The following is an 18484-nucleotide window of genomic DNA, read 5'->3' on the forward strand; positions in this document are numbered from 1 at the left end:
GGCGTGGGCCGGGCCGTTCGGGCCGTCGGCGGGGGAGGTGCGGGCGCTGCGGCCGTGACCGGTGGCGGTGTCACGGCGCTGCCGGGGGCAGCAGGACCTGGCCCGGCAGCAGCAGGTCGGGGTCGGCACCGATGACGTCGGCGTTGGTCTGCCACCAGGTGTGCACGGCCGCGGCGACCGCCGCGGGGGACGGCGGCGATCCCGGGTGCCGGTCGACCAGCCAGTCGGAGGCGAGGTGCCAGAGGGTGTCCCCGCGCACCACCACGTGCGCCCCGGGAGGGTGGGCGTCGGGCCAGTCGGGGACGGGGTCCGAGCCGGGTCCCGGGGTGGGGTCGACGGCCGGTGCCTGCTCGGTCGCCGGTGCCGTCCCCGGCCAGTCGGGGGCCCCAGCCGCGGGCGCCGCCTGCTCGGTGGAGGCGGCAGTGACGGTGACGGTGGCGGACGCTGCCGCCGGGCCCGTCGCCGCGGCCGCGGGGCCGGCGACCAGCGAGAGCCCGACCGCGACGGCAGCCGCGCGCCGCAGGGTCGCCGGCACCACCGCGACCGCGGCGACCCGGGCCACCTGACCGGCGACGCCGGGCAGTGTCCCCAGGCCGGTCAGGAGCAGACCGAGCACACCCCAGGCCCACGTCAACGCGGCGAGCGCCCAGGCCAGCAGCACGACCAGGCTGTCCGGCCCGCGGCTGTCGGCCAGTGCCTGCGGGCCGGCGACCGCGGCCCGGACCAGCTCGAGGTCCGGGGCGAGGGTCAGCAACCCCGCTCCCACGAGGGCCATCGCCAGCGTCGTCGACGCCCACCGGCGCACCGTCACGCCCACCACCTCGTCGTCGTCATGAACAGCACTGAACACGACTGGACACACCAAACACAACCAAACGCGATGATCTGTGGACGAGCTAGGCTCCGCGCCATGCGTTGGGAACAGCTGTTCGCCGACCTCGAGGCACGGTTCGACGTCGAGGAGCAGGCGGCCGTGCAGGCGTCGGCAGGGTCCCGGGCGAGGGCCGAGGCCGGCGGGGTGCTGCTCGTGGACCGGCTGCGCGGCGCCGTGGGCCACCCGGTGCTGCTGACGTGTCGCGGGGCGGGTGACCTGCGGGGTCGACTGGCCGACATCGGCGTCGACTGGCTGCTGCTCGTCGACGACCAGCGCCGCGACGTCCTGGTCGCCCGGTCAGCCGTCCGAGCCGTCGCCGGGCCGGGGCGCGAGACCGGGCCCGGGGAGGACGACGGACCGGTCGCCCGGGCCTGGGACCTGCGGCGGTCGGTGCGGGCGCTGGCCCGCGACCGGGCACCGGTCCGGTGCCTGCTCGACGAGGGCACGGTGCTGACCGGCACGGTCGACCGGGTGGGCGCGGACTTCCTGGAGCTGGCCGAACACCCGCTGGACCAGCCCCGACGTCGCAGCGCGGTGCGTCAGGTGCGGCTCGTGCCGCTGGAGGCGGTGGCGGCGCTCGTCGGGGAGGTGCCCGCGTCGGGCTGAGCCGGACGCGTCCGACCCGGACGGGTCAGCCCTGGCTGGGGACCTCGGCCTCGACGTCGACCGCGGCGTCGGACCGGGCTGCCGACGCCGACGGGGGCGTGCTGCCGCGGGCCTCGGCGTACTTCTGCTCGATGAACCGCTCGAGCTCGTCCTTCTCCACCCGCCACTGGCCACGGCCACCGATCTGGATGGCCAGCAGGTCCTTGCGGCGCACCAGGGCGTAGGCCTGCGCCCACGAGACGTTGAGGATCTCGGCGACGTCGTCGAGGGTCAGGAAGCGCTGGGTGGCCATCGGGTCGGTCGTCTCCCTCCAGAGATGGGCCCCAGTGTGGCAGTCCGGCGCTGCCCCCGTGGGGTGGGTCCACAGGCCCGGGTGTGGACAGCGACCGCACGCGAAGGGTCTCCTACGGCATCATCTGCGTCCGATCGCAGGTCAGTGACCCCATCGGCCACCGGAGGCGGTCGGGCCACCGACCGCACGGGTCGGGTCGACCACCGGGGAGCGGCATGACGACAGGCACCACGACGGCCCCCGAGGAGATCGCGGGGCCGGCTCCGCGCCGGGTCCGGCCACCCCGGTGGCTGGACCTGCGGCTGGTGCTGGGGGTGCTCCTCGTGCTGGGCTCGGTCCTGGTCGGCGCCCGGGTGGTCACCGCCGCCGACGCGACCGTCCCGGTGTGGGCCGCCTCGGGGGACCTGGCCGCCGGGACCGTGCTCAGCGCCGAGGACCTGGTGGCGGTCTCGGTGCGGCTGGACGACGCCGCCGGCTCCTACCTGTCCACGACGACCCGCCCCGCCGGTCAGGTGCTCGGTCGCTCCGTGTCCGCCGGCGACCTGCTGCCGCGTGCGGCGCTGGACCCGGCGTCGGAGCTGGTGCAGCTGGCGCTCCCGGTCCAGGCGGGCTACGTGCCGCCGAGCCTGGCCCGGGGCCAGCTGATCGACGTCTACGCGGTGGCCGACCCCGCGGCCGGCGCGGGGCAGGTCGCCGGGGACGTGTCCCTCGTCGTGGGCGGTGCTCCGGTGCAGGCGGTCTCCGGCCGTGGGGAGGGCGTGCTGTCCACCGCGACGACGACCGTGCAGGTGGTGGTCGCGGTGGCCGCCGACGACGTGCAGGAGGTGCTGGCCGGCATCGGCGGCCGGGCGTTGGTGGTCGTCGTCCGGGACGCCCTGGACGCCGGACCGACGCCCGCGCCCGGCGTGCCCCCGGCCACGGCCTCGGCGACGGTCCCTGCCCCGGCCGCCACCCCCGTCGCACCCGCCACCGCCGGGCCGACCGGCTGATGGCACTGCAGGTCTTCACCGCCGTCACCGGGGCGCCCTGGGAGTCCGAGCTCGTCGGCGCGCTCGACCGGGCCGACCACGGGGTGACCGTGGTCCGCCGCTGTGTCGACGTCGCGGACCTGCTGGCCGCGGCGGCGACCGGGGTCGGTCAGGCGGCGCTGCTGTCCGCCGAGCTCCGTCGACTCGACGGCGACGCGGTGTCCCGGCTGCTGGCCGCCGGGGTCGCGGTCGTCGGTCTCGTCGAGCCGGGGGACGACGACGCCGCCGGACGGCTCCGGCAGCTCGGGGTGTCCCGGGTCCTCCCGGCCGACGCCGACGCCGCCCGGATCGCGACCGCGCTGCGCGAGGCGGTCACCGGGGCACCGGCGACCGGGCGCGACGTCGGTGACCCGCGGGCGGCGCTGCCCGCGCTGGGCGTGCCCGAGGACCCCGCAGACCGCCCGGCCGGCCGGGGCCGGGTCGTGGCGGTCTGGGGCCCGACCGGGGCGCCGGGCCGGACCACGGTCGCCGTCGGGGTGGCCGACGAGGCGGCCCGGCTGGGCGTCTCCACGCTGCTGCTGGACGCCGACGTCTACGGCGGGGTGGTCGCCCAGGTGCTGGGTCTGCTCGACGAGGCGCCCGGGGTCGCGGCGGCCGCCCGGCAGGCCACGGCCGGCACGCTGGACGTCGCCCGGCTGGCCCGCCTGGCGTGGGCGGTGTCGCCCCGGCTGCGGGTCCTCACCGGGCTGGCCCGGGCCGAACGGTGGCCGGAGCTGCGTCCGCAGGCCGTCGCCACCGTCCTGGACCAGGCGCGGCGGCTGTCCGAGCTGACCGTCGTGGACTGCGCCTTCTGCGTCGAGGAGGACGAGGAGCTGTCCTTCGACACCGCAGCCCCCCGCCGCAACGGGGCGACGACGACCGTGCTCGAGCAGGCGGACACCGTGCTGTGCGTCAGCGGCGCCGACCCGGTGGCGCTGCAGCGGACGGTCCGAGCGCTGGGGCACCTGCGCGAGGTGCTGCCCGACGTCGAGCCGGTCGTGGTCGTCAACCAGGTCCGCCGCGGACCGGTGCCCGGGGACCCGGAGCAGGAGATCGCGGCCGCGCTCAGCCGCTTCGCCGGCACCCGGGTCGGTGGGTTCCTGCCGGCCGACCGCAGGGCCACCGACGCCGCCCTGGCGGCCGGTCGCACGCTCGCCGAGGTGGCGGAGCGGTCGCCGCTGCGCACGGCGCTGCGCGGGTTGGCCGCCGAGCTGGCCGGGGTGCCGGCGCCGGCCCGACGGGGTGCCCGGCGCCGAGGTTGAGCGCACGCAGTCCGGCGAGGGGCCGGTCCGAGCGGTGCCGGGTGTCCTCGATCACGTGGCGCCCGTAGGTTGGGGACCTGCGACGGAGGGAGCACTGTGGTCGACCGCCTGACCTCGCTGGACGCCTCGTTCCTCTACCTGGAGGACGCGGACACGCCCATGCACGTCGGGGGTGTCCTGGTGCTGGAGTCCCCGCGCGGGGGGCTGGACCACGAGGACCTCGTCGACCTGGTGAGCTCCCGGCTGCCGCTGGTGCCCCGGTACCGGCAGAAGGTGGTCGAGGTGCCCGGGCACCTGGCCAACCCGGCCTGGGTGGACGACCCCGACTTCGACGTCACCTACCACGTGCGGCGCTCCGCGCTGCCCCGCCCGGGCACCCAGGAGCAGCTGCTGGACCTGGTCGCGCGGCTCACCGCCCGCCCGCTGGACCACGCCCGGCCGCTGTGGGAGATGTACCTGGTGGAGGGGCTGGAGGGCGACCGGATCGCGGTGGTCACCAAGACCCACCCGGCGCTCGTCGACGGCCTGGGCGCCATCGACATCGGCCAGGTCATCCTGGACGACGCCCCGGTGCCCGCCGACCGTCCTGCCCCGCCGGACGACTGGCGGCCCCGTCGTCCGCCGGGACCGGCCGCGCTGGTCTGGGAGGCCGTCGAGGAGTACGTCCAGCGGCCCACCGCGGTCGTGGAGACCGTCCGGACGGCGGCCGGGGACGTCCGGGCCACGGCCGGCCGGCTGCTGGGCACCGCCGGGACGGTGCTGCAGGCGCTGGCCCGGACCACGGTGCGGCCGGCCCCGACCAGCCCGCTCAACGGCTCGATCGGTCGGCAGCGCCGCGTGGCGGTGGCCCGGGCGGACCTCGACGACCTGAAGGCGGTGCGCAAGGAGCTGGGCGGCACCGTCAACGACGTGCTGCTGGCCACGGTGACCGGCGCGCTGCGCGAGTGGCTGATGTCCCGCGGCGAACCGGTCGTCGGGTCCACCTCGGTCCGGGCGCTGGTGCCGGTCTCGGTGCGTGGCGGCGCCGGGGAGGACGAGGACGCCCCGGGGAACCGGGTGTCCAGCTTCCTGGTGGACCTGCCGGTGGGGGAGTCCAACCCGCGGGTGCGGCTGGCCCGGATCGGCTACGCGATGCGGGGGGTCTCCAGCAGCGGCCAGTCCGTCGGGGCCGACACCCTGGTGGCCATCTCCGGCTTCGCGCCGCCCACGTTGCACGCGCTGGGGGCACGGGCGGCCAGCGGGCTGTCCCGCCGGTTGTTCAACCTGGTGGTGACCAACGTGCCCGGCCCGCAGGTCCCGCTGTACGCGGCGGGGGCCCGGATGCTGGAGGTCTTCCCGGTCGTCCCGCTGGCCCAGGGGCAGGGGCTGGCGATCGGGCTGACCAGCTACGACGGGACCGTCTACTTCGGGCTCAACGCCGACCGGGACTCCGTCAGCGACGTGGAGGTGCTGGCCGACCTGATCGAGCAGGAGGTCGGCCAGCTCGTCGAGACGGTGCGGCCGACCCCTGTCGTGCCGCGCCCGGCCCCGGCTGCCGGGGACCAGGGGATGGTCTGACCGCCCCCGTACGTTGGGCGGTCTGTCCGACCACCGATCGAGGAGTTCCTGCGTGCGCGTGTACCTGCCGGCGACGACCACCGTCCTGCGCCAGTTCCTGGACGAGGGGCGGCTGGTGGGTCCGCACACGGTCTTCGCCGTGACGCCCGAGCTGCGCTCGTTCTACGAGCTGTCGGACTCCGACGTCGACCAGGAGGAGCTGGAGTACGCGGCGCTGCTGGCCGCGGCCCGGGCCAGCCTGCGGCTCGTGGACGTCGACCCGGGTGCCGCCCGCCGCCGGGTGGTGCTGGCCGCCGACGTGACCGACGGGTCGGTGACCCCGCTCGGGGACCCCGACACCGACCGGGGGGCGGCCCGCACGGACGCCGACCTGACCGCGGCCGACATCGCCAGCGCCCACATCGACGTCGCCGAGGCCGAGGCCGACGTCCGGAAGGCGGTGTCGGTCGTGCTGGAGGCGGACCTGGGCAGCGAGGACGCCCAGTTCGTCGTCGACCAGGCCGAGGGCCACGAGCTGGCCTGGTACGCCACCCAGGAGATCGGGCCGGCGCTCGACCTGCTCTGAGTCCGGGGTGGGGCGTCGGCGGGACCCGCCTCTCACGCGGCGCGGTGCCGGCCGCCCCGGGTGCCGGCCGGGGGTGGTGCTGTCCGCACCCCGGCCCGCGGCTGGACGACCGGCACCGGCACTGGCACCGGCACCGGCTCCCGGGCGACCTGGACGCGGGTGATGGTGCCGTCGGTGGCCAGCCAGCCCGACCCCGGCCGGACGGGCAGCGGGGCCCGCGGCAGCCGCAGCGACAGCAGCTCCGCGTCGCCCCGGCCCGGGCGCAGCACGAGCGCGCTGCGGGCCCGGCGCAACGCGACCACCGGTCCGCGGAAGGCCGCCGCGACGTCGGCGGCGGTGGACGCCGCGAGGAGGAGGACCGCGCCGCCGGGACGGCAGAGCGCGGTGACCCGGTCGGCCGTCACGTCGTCCAGCAGGTGCAGGTCGTCGACGGCGAGCACGCCGACCCGTCCGCCGAGCCCCGCGGCCCAGCCGGCGAGGTCCGCGGTGGGGGCGGGGCCGCCGGCCGCGTTCCAGGTCCTGTCCGCCCGGGGCACGAGGGCGGCGACCGGCGTGCCGGAGCGGAGCAACCGGGCCGCCAGGGCGGCCAGCGTGTTGGTCCGGCCCGACCCGGCCGGCCCGCACACCAGCAGGCCACCGCTGCGGGCCAGGTCCACCCGCACCGGTTCGCCTCCGTCGCCGCCGGGGCCGAGGTCGACGACGGGTGAGCCGCTCACCGGGCCGTCCCCGACCGGGAGGCGGGGGTCGGCGGGCAGCTCCACCACGCGGATCCGCCGCGGGTCGGCGACCTGCCCGGGGGCGCACGACAGCGGCCGGGGCAGGGAGAGCTGCACCAGGTCGGCGTCCTCGCCGGACAGGGCACGGCCCGGCGGGCGGTGCCCGGGCACGGCGCGGGCCGGCACCCCGGCGACCACGTAGTCGGCCCGGTCGGCGAAGGGCAGCACCAGGCGGCGTCCGACCGCGGCGGCCAGCCGGCCCCCGGGCAGCACCCGGTCGGCGGTCAGCACCGTGGTGAGGCCGACGGCCGCCCCGTCGCGGACCAGCCTCAGCAGCAGCCCGGTGCCGGTGCCCGGCAGCAGCTCCTCCAGGGCGGTCAGCACGCCGTCCACCCCGTCGACGAGCAGCAGCTGCAGTGCGCCGGGGGTGCCGTCCGCGCGGCGCCGGTCGACCTCCTCCTGCAGTCGGGTCAGCAGCCGGACCAGCCGGTGGCCGTCGTCGCGCCCCAGCACCGTGCCGGTGTGCGGCAGTCCGAGTGCCGCCGCGGCCAGCGTCCCCCCGCCGTGGTCGACCACGTGGACGTGCAGCCGCTCCGGCGGCAGGGCGTGCACCGCCTCGCCGAGCACCGTGCGCAGCGCGGTGGTCCGCCCGCTGCCCGGGCCGCCGGGCAGCAGCCAGCTGCCGCCCTCGGCGAGGTCGAGCAGCAGCGGGTCCTGGGCCTGCTGGTCGGGCCGGTCGCGGAGCCCCCAGACGACCGGTCCCGGGCGGGCCGGTCCGGCCCGCGGGGGCACCCGGTCCGGGAGCGGGGGGAGCCAGGGGCGGGGTGGTGACCCGAGCCCGGCCGCCGCCGCCCGGGTGGTCAGCTCGGCGACGAGCGCGGCGAGGTCGGTGGGTCCACCGTCCGGGGCCGCGGGAGCCACCGGGAGCCGGGGCGGCGCCGGCCACGACCACGGGCCGACGGCGACGTCCCCGGCCGCGGTGGCCGTGGGGACGGCCACCCGGGCGACCTGGACGGGCACGGGGCTCTCCGCGCCGACCCGCAGCAGTGCCCGCCCCGGGGTGTCGACCGGCAGCCAGGCGGCGTCGGGCAGGCCCAGCACGTCCCGGGACCCGGACTCGTCGGTGGTGCGCAGGCAGAGCCGGACCGTGCAGTTGGCCCGGATCTCCGGGCTCACCACCCCGGCGGGCCGCTGGGTCGCCAGCACCAGGTGCACGCCCAGCGACCGGCCGCGCTGGGCGATCCCGACCAGGCCGGGGACGAAGCCGGGCAGCTCGTCAGACAACGTCGCGAACTCGTCGACCACGATGACCAGCCGGGGCAGCAGCACGTCCTCGGGCAGCGCGGTCAGGTCGCGGACGCCGTGCTCGGCCAGGACCGTCTCCCGGCGGGTGAGCTCGGCGGTCAGCGACCGGAGGGCGCGGGCGGTCGAGGCGCCGTCCAGGTCGGTGAGCAGCCCGACGGTGTGCGGCAGCGCGGCCGCCTCGGCGAAGGCCGACCCGCCCTTGTAGTCGACCAGGAGCAGGCTGCACCGGTCCGGCGGGTGTGCCGCGGCCAGGCCGAGCACCAGGGTGCGGAGCAGCTCGGACTTGCCCGACCCGGTGGTGCCGGCGACCAGGGCGTGCGGGCCGGCAGCGCACAGGTCCAGCTCGACGGGTCCGCGGGGCCCGACGCCGAGGGTCGCCGTCAGGGTGGAGCGCGACCGGGACCACGGCCGTCGCGGTGCCACGTCACGCCACCGCACCCCCGTTTGCAGCCCGCCGGGCGCGGCCGGGGTGCAGAGCGGGGCGAGCTGCCGCGCGAGCTCCGCTGCGGTGCCCGTGGACGCGCCGTCCACGGTGAGCTCGCTGTCGGGCTCGCCGGGCAGCGACAGCCGCCCCGCGCTGCCGGTCTCGCCGGACAGGGCCAGCACCGGCGATCCGTCGGCGTCCAGGGGTGTGGGCTCCGACGACAGCACCACGCAGGAGGCCCCGGCGGCCCGCAGCTCCCGCACCTGCTGCACGGCGGAGGCGTCCACCGGCAGGTCGACGACGACCAGCCGGAGGGTGCCGGGCGCGCCCGGCCCGGTGCCCAGGTGGGGGAGCCACCGCGCCCAAGCCCAGTCCCGGGCGGTCGACGGGGGGCAGAGCAGCTCCACCCGGACGTCACCGGGCGGGTGCAGGGCGGCCACCTGGCAGAGCAGCGCCCGGGCGGTCCGCAGCCCGGCCTCCCGGGGCCCCTGGACGCCCAGTCCGCCCCCGCGCAGGTCGAGGGCCACCGGCAGGTGCGGGTGGTGCGTCGGCTCGACCACGGCGCCCTCGAGCAGCCGGGTGACGCCGGTGGCGCCCGGGCCGCTGCCCAGTCGCACGACCAGGGCCCGCCGGTCGCCGTGCCCGCGTCCCCACAGCGGGTCGCTGCGGCGCCGGGCGGCCGTCAGCAACGCGGCCAGGTCGGGTGCGGCCTGCTCGCGGGCCGCGACCTCGGCCGCGACGGCGGCCGCCACCTGGACCTCGACGTCGACGAGGGCGAGCGCGTGGTCGGTGACCGCACGGCGGTGCCCGCGGCGTCCCGACCACCGGTCCGAGGTCCAGGTGCCCAGCGCCACCACCGGGCTGAGCAGGGCGAAGAAGAGGAACTGGGGCGCCGACAGCAGCCAGGCCATCAGCACGCCCGCCACCGCCGGCACCGCGACGGCGATCCAGGCCAGGGCCCGGCGCGGTCGCTCGGTCGGGGCAGCGGGGACCGCCACGGCCACGACGGCGGGGGCGGCGGGCACCGGACGGCGGGCCGGTCGCACCGCCAGCCGGCCCCCGGCGGCAGGGGTCACCGGCAGTGGCCGACCGCCGGGCGCGGCCAGCCGCAGGCTGCTGGCCCCCAGCCGGACCAGGGTGCCCAGGTGCCAGGGCTCCGGGTCCGCACCGAGCGGGTCCGCACCGAGGGGGGCCGGGCCGAGGGGGGCCGGGTCGAGGGGGTGCCCGTCGTCGGCCCGGTGGGTGCCGTTGGAGGAGCCGGCATCGGCCACCGTCACCCCGGTGCCGGTCACCGCGACGGTGACGTGGTGCCGGGACACGTCGGGGTCGTCCAGGGCCAACGTGCGGCCCCGTCCGCGGCCCACGGTCACCCGGCCCCGGGTCAGCGGCAGCACCCGGCCGGCGTCGGGGCCCCCGGCGACGTGCAGCTCCAGGGCGCCCGTGGCCGGGGTGGTGCGCGGACCCGGACGCCCCAGCCCCAGCTCGGCGCCGTGCGCCAGGTCGGGGTCGGTCAGCGGCGTGTCGGCCCGCAGGGTGCGGGAGCCGGCCCAGAGCCCCCCGCCGGGCAGCGCCGGGAGCAGGTCGCCGAGCACGGCGTGCCCCGGCGCCCGGACGACGACGTCCCGGGCGCCGTCGGAGGAGTGCAGCGTCCAGCAGCGCACGCCGCTCTCACGGTCGGCGGGCGGCTCGGTGGTGGGTGCGGACACGCGGACGAGGGTGGCCGCCGCGGGCCCTCCGTGGGGGGCCCGGACGGGATCTGTGGACGGTCGCCGGCCCTGTGGACGACGGGGCCCGCCGGCCGGCCCGGGTCCCTAGCGTCGGCCCGGACCGGGAGGTGCCCGGACCAGAGGAGGAACCGTGAAGGTCGACATCGCGACCCTGCAGGCCATGTCCGCGCAGTGCCAGGGGGAGGCGGCCGACCAGTCGGCCCGGCTCGGCACGCTGTCGGCGTCCATCGACGCCGGGGTGACCGACGGGTGGACCGACAGCCAGGCCGCCCAGCAGTTCCGGGCCCTCTACGAGCAGTGGCGCGCGTCGAGCCAGAGCATCAGCGATGCACTGACCGGCATGGGCACGCTGCTGACCGACGTGGCCGGGGCCTACCAGCAGCACGAGGCGGAGATGGCGGCCCGGATCGGCGCGATGATCTGAGCGGCGGGTCGGTCGGGACGCGGGGCTCAGCCCCCGTCCCGGCCTCCCGGGACGACGTCGGGGGCAGGCGGCCGGGCACCGTCCCGGTCCGTCGACGGGGTGTCGGCCCGCCCCGGCAACCGCACCCCGCGCAGGCGCTCCCACGGCAGGATCGACAGGATCGCGATGCAGTGCGGCAGGAAGACGATCCCGACACCGGCGTAGACCATCACGTGGAAGCCGAGCAGGAAGGCCACCAGCCCGGCCCGGGCCCGGTCGCTGCGCACCAGCAGCACCAGCGGCGAGGCGAACTCGAACACCAGCATCAGCCACTGGGCAGCGGGCAGCAGCCAGGCCACGTCCAGGGTCCACAGCGACAGGTCGGTGCCCCGGCGGATGACCGCGCGGGTCAGCGTGGAACCGGTCGCCCAGTCCCAGCCGCCGAAGCGCATCTTGGCCCAGGCGGCCAGGAAGTAGGTGAGCATGACGGTGACCAGGACCGCGGCGGTGCCGAAGCCCGCGGCCTCCGACGAGCGCCGGTCCCGCCAGCGGGCGTGCCCGATGGTGGGCAGCACGGCCAGCGCGACGAGGAAGGCGATCCGGTCGTGGTCGACCTTGCCGTAGCTCATCGCGATGACCATCCACTCCGCGTACAGCGCGAAGACCGTCCAGCCCAGCAGGCGGGGTGCCCGGCCCGAGGCCGCGGCCAGCGCGGCCAGCACCAGCGCCCACTGCACGAGGAGCACCACGGTGTGCGTCGGCGTGGGCAGTGGCAGCAGCCGGCCGATGAGCAGCGGTTGGTAGAACTCCGTCGGCACGTCGGCGTGCGCGCGCACCCAGGACGTCGTCACGAAGACGTCGACGGGCACGAAGAGGTAGGCGATCACCCGGAAGACCGCGATCCGGGCCAGCGGCACGGGGCGGGTCCACCAGCGTGGGGTCAGCGGCACGGCCGCCGCGGTCTCCGGACGGTCGGGCGCCGGGCGGTCGGGTGCCGAGCGGTCGACGGTGGACCGGCTCACGGGGTCCCCTCCAGGTCGTAGGCGACCAGCACGTCGTCGGTGAACGCCCCGGTGCTGGCTCCGTCCTCCAGGACGAAGCGGCGCTGCACGACCTCGACCCGCACCAGGGCCGGGTCGGTCGGGTGCTGCTGCTCGTAGGTCTCGGCCACCAGCCCCAGCAGGGCGGGGTCGGCGACGAAGCGGGGCAGCTGACCCTCGAACTCCGCCCGGCGCAGGCCCACCTCGCCCCCGGAGAGCCGGACCTCGTCCCCGGCGGCGGTCAGCCCCACCACCCGGGTGGAGACGACGGGCGCGTCGGGCGCGGCCCGCGTGGAGTACATCCGGAAGGGGCCGAAGGGGAACTCGTCGTCGTCCCCCCACAGGCTGCCGCCCAGCAGCAGCGCCAGGACCAGGGCCGCGGCGGCGAGCCGGGCACGCCGGCCGGTGGTGGTCAGCCGGAGCACCTCGGCCGGCTCCTGGACGTCGGGCTGCCGGTCGGGCTGCAGCTCGGGGGCGGACGGTCGGGGCACCGGCCCATCGTAGGATCGCCGCCACGTCCAGGCCGGGCCCCGCGCGCAGGTGACCCGTCCGGACCGCACCAGCCACTGAGTCGACGACGACACCGGGAGCAGACACGTGCAGTTCGGGCGGTACTACGAGGAGTTCGAGGTCGGCGCTGTCTACAAGCACTGGCCGGGCAAGACGGTCACCGAGTACGACGACCACCTGTTCTGCCTGATCACGATGAACCACCACCCGCTGCACCTGGACAGCCACTTCGCGGCGGAGACCACGGAGTTCGGGAAGAACGTGGTGGTCGGCAACTACGTCTACTCGATCCTGCTGGGCATGAGCGTCCCCGACGTCAGCGGCAAGGCGATCGCCAACCTGGAGGTCGAGTCGCTGCGGCACGTGGCGCCCACGTTCCACGGGGACACCGTCTACGGCGAGACCACCGTGCTGGACAAGACGGAGTCGCGGTCCAAGGACGACCGGGGCGTCGTGTACGTCGAGACGATCGGCTACAAGCAGGACGGCACCGTGGTGTGCGTGTTCCGCCGCAAGGTGATGGTGCCCAAGCGCTCCTACGGGGAGGCCCGCGGCGGCGAGCAGCCCGGCCGCCCGGAGCCGGTCCGCCGCTGAGCCGCCCCACCCCGTCCGCCACCCCGGCGGCCGGGGTGGGCTCAGCCGGGCAGCACGCCCCAGGCGCCGAGGGTGTCCACCAGCCCCGGCGTGCACGGCCGCGCGGTCAGCTCGGCCAGGGTCACGAAGGCGACGTCGGCCGCGTCGTCCCCGGCGACGGGCACCTGGGCGGGGTCGACCAGCGTGCAGGCCAGGTCGGTGATCGCGTAGACCCGGTCCGGGCCGGTGACCTCCAGCCGGCCCACCACCGCGCCGGCGACGACGTCCAGACCGGTCTCCTCGGCGACTTCGCGGACGACGGCGGCCGCGTCGTCCTCCCCGGCCTCCACCCGCCCGCCGGGCACCGACCAGCAGCCCCGGTCCGGGTCGTTCGCGCGCAGCACCACCAGCAGTCGGCCGTCAGCGTCGTGCACGACGGCTCCGACACAGGGCACCCGGGTCGTCGTCACCACCCCAGCATGCGGCCGGTGCTTGACGGCGGGCCCCCGGGCCTGGACGGTGATCCCCGATGACCATGAGCCCCGTGTGTCCCCGGTGCGGTGAGCTGCTGGTGGTCCGGCCGGGCTCGGACGAGGCCTGGTGCCACCTGCACGCCGCCGTCACCCCGCTGCACCACACCGCCGTGCTGGCGCACGACGCGATCCGCGCGGTCTGCGCCGACGCCCGCGTGCCCGCCTGGGTGCCCGACCCGTTGCCCACCGGCTGGGCGGTCACCGGGCTGGCGTGGGGCGGGGAGCCCGGGGCCCGCTGCACGGTCGTGGACTGCGTGGGGCCGGCGCCGCTGGGCGGCACCGCGGAGGTGCTGCTGATCGCCGAGGAGCCCGGGACCGGGCTGGGCGCCGGCTACGCCGGGCTGCCGTGGCTGGACCCCGGGGACCTGGTGGACGGGCTGTCCGCCGCGGCGGTGCAGGCCGCCGGGCAGCGGGCCCCGCTGTGGGAGGTGCCGACCTCCGAGGACCGCGCCGTGTTCGTCGGCGAGGCCTACGGCGTGTGGCTGTGGGTGGTGACCTGGCCCGCGACCGCGGCCTGGCTGCTGGCCGAGGACCTGGTGCTGCTGGACCTGCGCGAGCGGGTGCCCGCCGACCTGCCCCTGGGGCCGGTGGGGGAGCACCTGCTGCCCGGGCGTTGACACGCCGGTCCGGCGTGGCGTGCCCGTGACGCGTGCGGCCTGTGTTACTCATGTGACGCGGCTCTTCCCCGGCCGTGCGGGCGTCCTGCGCCTGCCCCCGCCCAGACCGAGGTGACCGCGTGAACCTGAAGAAGGTCCTCACCTGGCTCGTCGTCGCCTTCGTGCTGTTCTACGTGATCCAGCAGCCCGAGTCGTCGGCGGAGATCGTGCGCACTGCAGGCGTCGCCCTGGGCGACGCCGCGTCGTCGCTGGCCTCCTTCGTCGGCTCGCTCGTCTGAGCCGTCCGGCCGGTCCGTCGTGACGACCGCCCGTCCGGTCTCCCGCACCGGCAGGGACGCCGAGAAGTACCTCCTCCCCGGCGAGGAGGCGATCATCAACCAGCGCCGGCACTGGGCCGTGCTGGCCCGGCCGGCGGTCCGGGGGGTGCCGTTCCTCGCGCTGGGCCTGTGGCTGCTGGTCCTCGCCCCGGACAACCGGGTCACCAGCCTGCTGGGCCTGCTGGTGGGTCTGGGCGCCCTGGCCTACCTGGGCCTGGCGGTCGGTGAGTGGTGGGTCCGGCACTTCCTGGTCACCAAGCGCCGGGTGCTGATGACGTCGGGGGTGGTCGTGCGGACGGTGGCGGTGATGCCGCTGCGCCGGATCACCGACCTGACCTACTCGGAGTCCCTGGTCGGGCAGCTGCTGGGCTACGGCGGCTTCCGCTTCGAGTCCGCCGGTCAGGACCAGGCGCTGTCCAGCGTCAGCTACCTGCCCGACGCCAAGACCCTCTACGACCAGATCAGCGGTCTGCTGTTCCCCTCCGACGCGGCCGGGGCGCGCCGCGGCCGCGAGGAGGAGGACGGCGGCGGTCCGTTCCCGGGAGCCGCACCGGGCCCGGGTCCCGCGGACGGCCGGCACGGCACGGGGCCGATCCCGGGCTTCCGGAGCCGGTACCCGCGCACGCACTGAGCCGGTCCGGGCGGTCGGCGGGTCGGCGATGGGGCAGGCTGGCCTCGATGCGCATCGACCTGCACACGCACTCCCTGGTGTCCGACGGCACCGACACCCCGGCGGAGGTGCTGACCGCCGCCGTCGCGGCCGGGCTGGACGTCGTCGCGCTGACCGACCACGACACGACCGACGGCTGGGCCGCGGTGGCCGCCGCCCGGCCCCCGGGCCTGACCGTGGTGCCGGGGATGGAGATGTCCTGCCGCTGGTTCCCGGCCGACGAGTCGCCGATCAGCGTGCACCTGCTGGCCTACCTGTTCGACCCCCACGCCCCCGAGCTCGCCGCCGAGCGCGGTCGGCTGCGGGCCGAGCGGCTGACCCGGGGTGAGCGGATGGTCGACGCGCTGGCCGCCGACGGGCACCCGGTCAGCTGGGCCGCGGTCGTGGAGCGCAGCGGCGGCGGGGTGGTGGGGCGCCCGCACGTGGCGCGTGCCCTAGTGGAGGCCGGTGTGGTCGGCTCGGTCGACGAGGCCTTCGCCGGGCTGCTGCACCACACCAGCCCCTACTACGTGGCCAAGGCCGACACCGACGTGCTCGAGGGCATCGCGATGGTCCGGGCGGCCGGCGGGGTGCCGGTCTTCGCGCACGGCCTGGCGCGCAGCCGCGGCCGGGTCGTCGGCGACGACGCGCTGGGCGCCATGGCCGCCGCCGGGTTGCTGGGCCTGGAGGTCGACCACCCCGACCACGAGCCGGCCGACCGGGCGCACCTGCGGACGCTGGCCGCGGACCTGGACCTGCTGACCACCGGGTCCAGCGACTACCACGGCACCAACAAGCGCACCCCGATCGCGGCCTGCACCACCGACCCGGCGCAGTACGAGCGGCTGGTCGCGCTGGGCACCGGGAACCACCCGATGGCCGACGACGCGTGAGCCAGCTGGAGCTCGAGCTGCCCGGGATGCCCGAGCCGCTCTTCGCCGCCACCCCCAGCAAGCTGGCCGCCTTCGACGCCTGCCCGCGGCGCTACCGGTTCGGCTACGTCGACCGCCCGACGCCGCCGCAGTCGCTGCCGCGGGTGAACGCGGTCGTGGGTGCCGCGGTGCACGCTGCGCTGCGGTCCTGGTGGGAGCTGCCGCAGTCCCGGCGGACCCCGGCCGCGGCGCGTCAGCTGCTGGACCGGCACTGGTCCGACGTGGGGACGGCGGGCGCAGTGGACTCCGCGGAGTGGCGGGCCCGGGCGGCCGGCTGGGTCGACGAGCACGTCGCCGGGCTGGACCCCGCGGACCCGCCGCTGGCCACCGAGCGCCAGGTGACCGTGCGGACCGCCACCCTGAGCGTCTCCGGCCGGGTGGACCGGATCGACGACCGCGGCGAGGAGCTGGTCGTCGTGGACTACAAGACCGGCCGCCGTCCCAGCACGGAGGAGGAGGCGGCGTCGTCCCCGGCGTTGGCGCTGTACGTGCTGGGGGTGCGGCGGACGCTGCGCCGGCCGTGCTCCCGGGTGGAGCTGCACCACCTGCCCACCGGCACGGTCGCCGGGTTCGACCACACCGAGGCCACGCTGGCCGAGCACGTCCGCCGGGCCGAGGCGACCGCGGCGGCGGCGACCGCGGCCACCGCCGCCGTCACCGCGGGCGGTGACACCGGTGCGGCGTTCCCCGTCGTCACCGGCCGGCAGTGCGCCGGCTGCTCGTTCCGCCGGTCCTGCCCGGAGGGTCGAGCTGCCGTGCGGGACCTGGACGCTCGTTAGGCGACCGGGCTGGGGTCAGGCGACCACGGGCGTGGCGACGGCGACCCGCTCGCGGGCGGCGCGCAGCGTCGGGTTGTCCCGCACCCGGTGCGGCACCGCCAGCGTGGTGGCCCGGAACGCGCGGACGGCGGCCGTCGTCGCGGGCTCGGTGATCGCGAACGCCGGCAGCCCGTACATCGCCCGGGCCCACCGCGGCAGGGTCGCCAGGCCCAGCGAGGCGAGTCCCGCCCAGGCCGGGCGGGCCGGGGTCAGCACCTGCACCCAGCCCGGCATCGGCGGGACGACGACGAACTGCAGCGCCTTGCGGGCGGGCTCGGTCAGCGCGAGCTGCGGGCGGACCCGCTCGAAGTAGGCGTCCAGCTCGGCGACGGAGGAGGGCACCTCCCCCGGCGTGCAGCCGATGAGCTCGCCGGCGACGACCTGCTCGGCGACGTAGGCGTCGGCGTCCGCGTCGGTCAGCGGCACCCCGGCGCGCCGGGCCACCGACAGCAGCGAGTCCACCTCGCAGGCGTGCACCCACAGCAGCAGGTCCGGGTCGTCGACCCGGTAGGTGCGGCCGGTGGTGACCTCGGTGTCGGTCTTGCCGCGGTGCACCCCGCGCACCCGGCGGACGGCGCGCAGGGCCTCCCGGCGGGTGCCGAAGGTCAGCGTCGCGACGTACTCCGCGGTGCGCGTCAGCCGGGCCCACGGCTCGGTCTTGAAGCCCTCGGAGAAGGTGTCGACGCCGGCCATGGCCACCGGGTGCAGGGCCTGCAGCAGCAGGGCGCGGATGCCGCCGACGGAGAAGGCCGGGTCGGCGTGGATCCGCCAGGTGACCGAGTCCGGGCCGAAGAAGCCGGCCAGGTCCTCGGTGGCGGTGAAGTCCTTGATCGAGGTCATGCGGAGGCCTCCTGGGCGTCGCTGACGGCGGGGACGGCGGACCAGAAGCCGGTGAGCGCCCCGATCGTCGCCGCGGGTGTCTCGATGGCGGGGGAGTGCACGGCGCCGTCGAGGACGACGTGCCGGGCACCCAGCCGGGCGGCCATGTCGGTCTGCGCGGCCGGGGTCCAGGCGTCGTCGTCGGCACCGTGGGCGACCAGCACCGGGACCCCGGTGGCGGCCAGCTCGGCGGTCCGGTCGGGCTCACCGGTCATCGCGGCGGCCATCCCGGTGAGCCCGGCCTCGGTGTTGGCCAGGAACCGGGTGGCCAGGAACTCCCGGACCGGGGCCGGCACGGCGGCGCTGCGCGGGTCGGTGAGCGACAGCTGCTCGAGGGTGTCGTGCACCAGCCGGACCCCGCCGGCCTCCAGCAGCGGGGCCAGGTGCTCGAGCAGGTCGGCGCGCGGACCGGTCAGCCCGACCGGTCCGCTGCTGAGCAGGGTGAGCGAGGCGAACAGGCCCGGCTCGGCGAGCACGGCGGCGCGGGCCACGATGCCGCCGAAGCTGTGCCCGAGCAGGTGCAGCGGGCCGTCCCCACGGAGCTGGTGGCCGACCTCGACGACGTCGGCGGCCAGCAGCTCGACGGTGTAGGCGGCGGGGTCGTCGGGGCCGGGGGACTGGTACTGCCCGCGCTGGTCCACCACCACGACCCGCCAACCGGCCCGGGACACGGGGGCCAGCAGCGGCGCGAAGTCCTCCTTGGTGCCGGTGAACCCGGCGACCATCAGCACCGTGCCCCGGCTGCCCGGCCCGGTGTCCAGCGCGGCCAGCGGGCCGGCCGTGCCGCGCAGGGTCAGCGGCGCGGCGCCGTGCGGGGTCAGCTGGCGCAGGTCGTCGGACGCGGTGTTCTCGGAGCCGCCGGGGAGCATGGCACCCAG

The 18484-nt window shown here is 77.1% G+C and carries 20 protein-coding genes; 12 read left to right on the forward strand and 8 right to left on the reverse strand.

Going from position 1 to position 18484, the window contains the following annotated elements:
• Positions 1–70 precede the first annotated feature (70 nt).
• Positions 71–811, reverse strand: coding sequence for a hypothetical protein (locus AC0IVP_RS14715; RefSeq protein WP_082556528.1), 741 nt, complete (start codon positions 809–811; stop codon positions 71–73).
• 99 nt (positions 812–910) lie between these two features.
• On the opposite strand from AC0IVP_RS14715, the gene AC0IVP_RS14720 reads away from it, so the two are divergent.
• On the forward strand, positions 911–1480 hold the full coding sequence (locus AC0IVP_RS14720) for a hypothetical protein (protein ID WP_471757451.1): 570 nt from the start codon (positions 911–913) through the stop codon (positions 1478–1480).
• 25 nt (positions 1481–1505) lie between these two features.
• On the opposite strand, the gene AC0IVP_RS14725 is transcribed toward AC0IVP_RS14720, so the two are convergent.
• Positions 1506–1772 carry a helix-turn-helix domain-containing protein gene (locus AC0IVP_RS14725; protein WP_056288741.1) on the reverse strand — a complete coding sequence of 89 codons (267 nt, stop codon included), beginning with the start codon at positions 1770–1772 and terminating at the stop codon, positions 1506–1508.
• Between the two features lie 215 nt (positions 1773–1987).
• Between AC0IVP_RS14725 and AC0IVP_RS14730 the strand changes: the two genes are divergently transcribed.
• From AC0IVP_RS14730 to AC0IVP_RS14745, 4 genes are all read left to right on the forward strand, one after another.
• Positions 1988–2761, forward strand: coding sequence for an SAF domain-containing protein (locus AC0IVP_RS14730; RefSeq protein WP_471757453.1), 774 nt, complete (start codon positions 1988–1990; stop codon positions 2759–2761).
• A complete protein-coding gene (locus tag AC0IVP_RS14735; RefSeq protein ID WP_471757455.1) occupies positions 2761–4041 on the forward strand; it encodes an AAA family ATPase in 1281 nt (426 codons plus the stop codon). The genes AC0IVP_RS14730 and AC0IVP_RS14735 overlap by 1 nt, the downstream gene beginning before the upstream one ends.
• A gap of 96 nt (positions 4042–4137) precedes the next feature.
• Positions 4138–5598 carry a WS/DGAT/MGAT family O-acyltransferase gene (locus tag AC0IVP_RS14740; RefSeq protein WP_471757457.1) on the forward strand — a complete coding sequence of 487 codons (1461 nt, stop codon included), beginning with the start codon at positions 4138–4140 and terminating at the stop codon, positions 5596–5598.
• A 52-nt stretch (positions 5599–5650) separates the two neighbouring features.
• Entirely contained in the window at positions 5651–6163 is a 513-nt protein-coding gene (locus tag AC0IVP_RS14745; RefSeq protein ID WP_471757459.1) for a DUF6912 family protein, read from the forward strand.
• 32 nt (positions 6164–6195) lie between these two features.
• On the opposite strand, the gene AC0IVP_RS14750 is transcribed toward AC0IVP_RS14745, so the two are convergent.
• Positions 6196–10314: an FtsK/SpoIIIE domain-containing protein gene (locus AC0IVP_RS14750; protein WP_471757461.1), complete on the reverse strand. Its 4119-nt coding sequence runs from the start codon at positions 10312–10314 to the stop codon at positions 6196–6198.
• A gap of 151 nt (positions 10315–10465) precedes the next feature.
• Here AC0IVP_RS14750 and AC0IVP_RS14755 point away from each other — a divergent pair, with 151 nt between their 5' ends.
• Positions 10466–10759 carry a WXG100 family type VII secretion target gene (locus AC0IVP_RS14755; protein WP_056288727.1) on the forward strand — a complete coding sequence of 98 codons (294 nt, stop codon included), beginning with the start codon at positions 10466–10468 and terminating at the stop codon, positions 10757–10759.
• A 26-nt stretch (positions 10760–10785) separates the two neighbouring features.
• On the opposite strand, the gene AC0IVP_RS14760 is transcribed toward AC0IVP_RS14755, so the two are convergent.
• Complete coding sequence (locus AC0IVP_RS14760; protein ID WP_162245523.1) at positions 10786–11760, reverse strand: MFS transporter permease; 975 nt, start codon at positions 11758–11760, stop codon at positions 10786–10788.
• Positions 11757–12269, reverse strand: a complete 513-nt coding sequence (locus tag AC0IVP_RS14765; protein WP_235564342.1) for a hypothetical protein — start codon at positions 12267–12269, stop codon at positions 11757–11759. Before AC0IVP_RS14765 ends, AC0IVP_RS14760 begins: the two co-directional genes overlap by 4 nt.
• Positions 12270–12375: 106 nt before the next feature.
• Here AC0IVP_RS14765 and AC0IVP_RS14770 point away from each other — a divergent pair, with 106 nt between their 5' ends.
• On the forward strand, positions 12376–12882 hold the full coding sequence (locus AC0IVP_RS14770) for a MaoC family dehydratase (RefSeq protein ID WP_471757463.1): 507 nt from the start codon (positions 12376–12378) through the stop codon (positions 12880–12882).
• A gap of 41 nt (positions 12883–12923) precedes the next feature.
• Here the strand turns inward: AC0IVP_RS14770 and AC0IVP_RS14775 are convergent, their stop codons facing one another.
• Positions 12924–13334, reverse strand: a complete 411-nt coding sequence (locus AC0IVP_RS14775; protein ID WP_056288722.1) for an NUDIX hydrolase — start codon at positions 13332–13334, stop codon at positions 12924–12926.
• A 56-nt stretch (positions 13335–13390) separates the two neighbouring features.
• Here AC0IVP_RS14775 and AC0IVP_RS14780 point away from each other — a divergent pair, with 56 nt between their 5' ends.
• The 5 genes from AC0IVP_RS14780 (at position 13391) to AC0IVP_RS14800 (ending at position 16688) form a co-directional block, all read left to right on the forward strand.
• Positions 13391–14011, forward strand: a complete 621-nt coding sequence (locus AC0IVP_RS14780) for a DUF6758 family protein (protein WP_471757465.1) — start codon at positions 13391–13393, stop codon at positions 14009–14011.
• A gap of 119 nt (positions 14012–14130) precedes the next feature.
• Positions 14131–14289, forward strand: coding sequence for a hypothetical protein (locus tag AC0IVP_RS14785; protein ID WP_200938671.1), 159 nt, complete (start codon positions 14131–14133; stop codon positions 14287–14289).
• Positions 14290–14308: 19 nt separating this feature from the next.
• Complete coding sequence (locus tag AC0IVP_RS14790; RefSeq protein ID WP_471757467.1) at positions 14309–14959, forward strand: PH domain-containing protein; 651 nt, start codon at positions 14309–14311, stop codon at positions 14957–14959.
• Between the two features lie 47 nt (positions 14960–15006).
• Positions 15007–15870, forward strand: coding sequence for a PHP domain-containing protein (locus AC0IVP_RS14795; RefSeq protein ID WP_471757469.1), 864 nt, complete (start codon positions 15007–15009; stop codon positions 15868–15870).
• On the forward strand, positions 15867–16688 hold the full coding sequence (locus AC0IVP_RS14800) for a RecB family exonuclease (protein WP_471757471.1): 822 nt from the start codon (positions 15867–15869) through the stop codon (positions 16686–16688). Before AC0IVP_RS14795 ends, AC0IVP_RS14800 begins: the two co-directional genes overlap by 4 nt.
• Positions 16689–16703: 15 nt before the next feature.
• Here the strand turns inward: AC0IVP_RS14800 and AC0IVP_RS14805 are convergent, their stop codons facing one another.
• Both AC0IVP_RS14805 and AC0IVP_RS14810 read right to left on the reverse strand, forming a co-directional pair.
• Entirely contained in the window at positions 16704–17567 is an 864-nt protein-coding gene (locus tag AC0IVP_RS14805; RefSeq protein ID WP_056288708.1) for an oxygenase MpaB family protein, read from the reverse strand.
• Entirely contained in the window at positions 17564–18475 is a 912-nt protein-coding gene (locus AC0IVP_RS14810) for an alpha/beta fold hydrolase (protein WP_471757473.1), read from the reverse strand. Before AC0IVP_RS14810 ends, AC0IVP_RS14805 begins: the two co-directional genes overlap by 4 nt.
• Positions 18476–18484 lie beyond the last annotated feature (9 nt).

This window comes from Klenkia sp. AC732 (genome assembly GCF_979256525.1).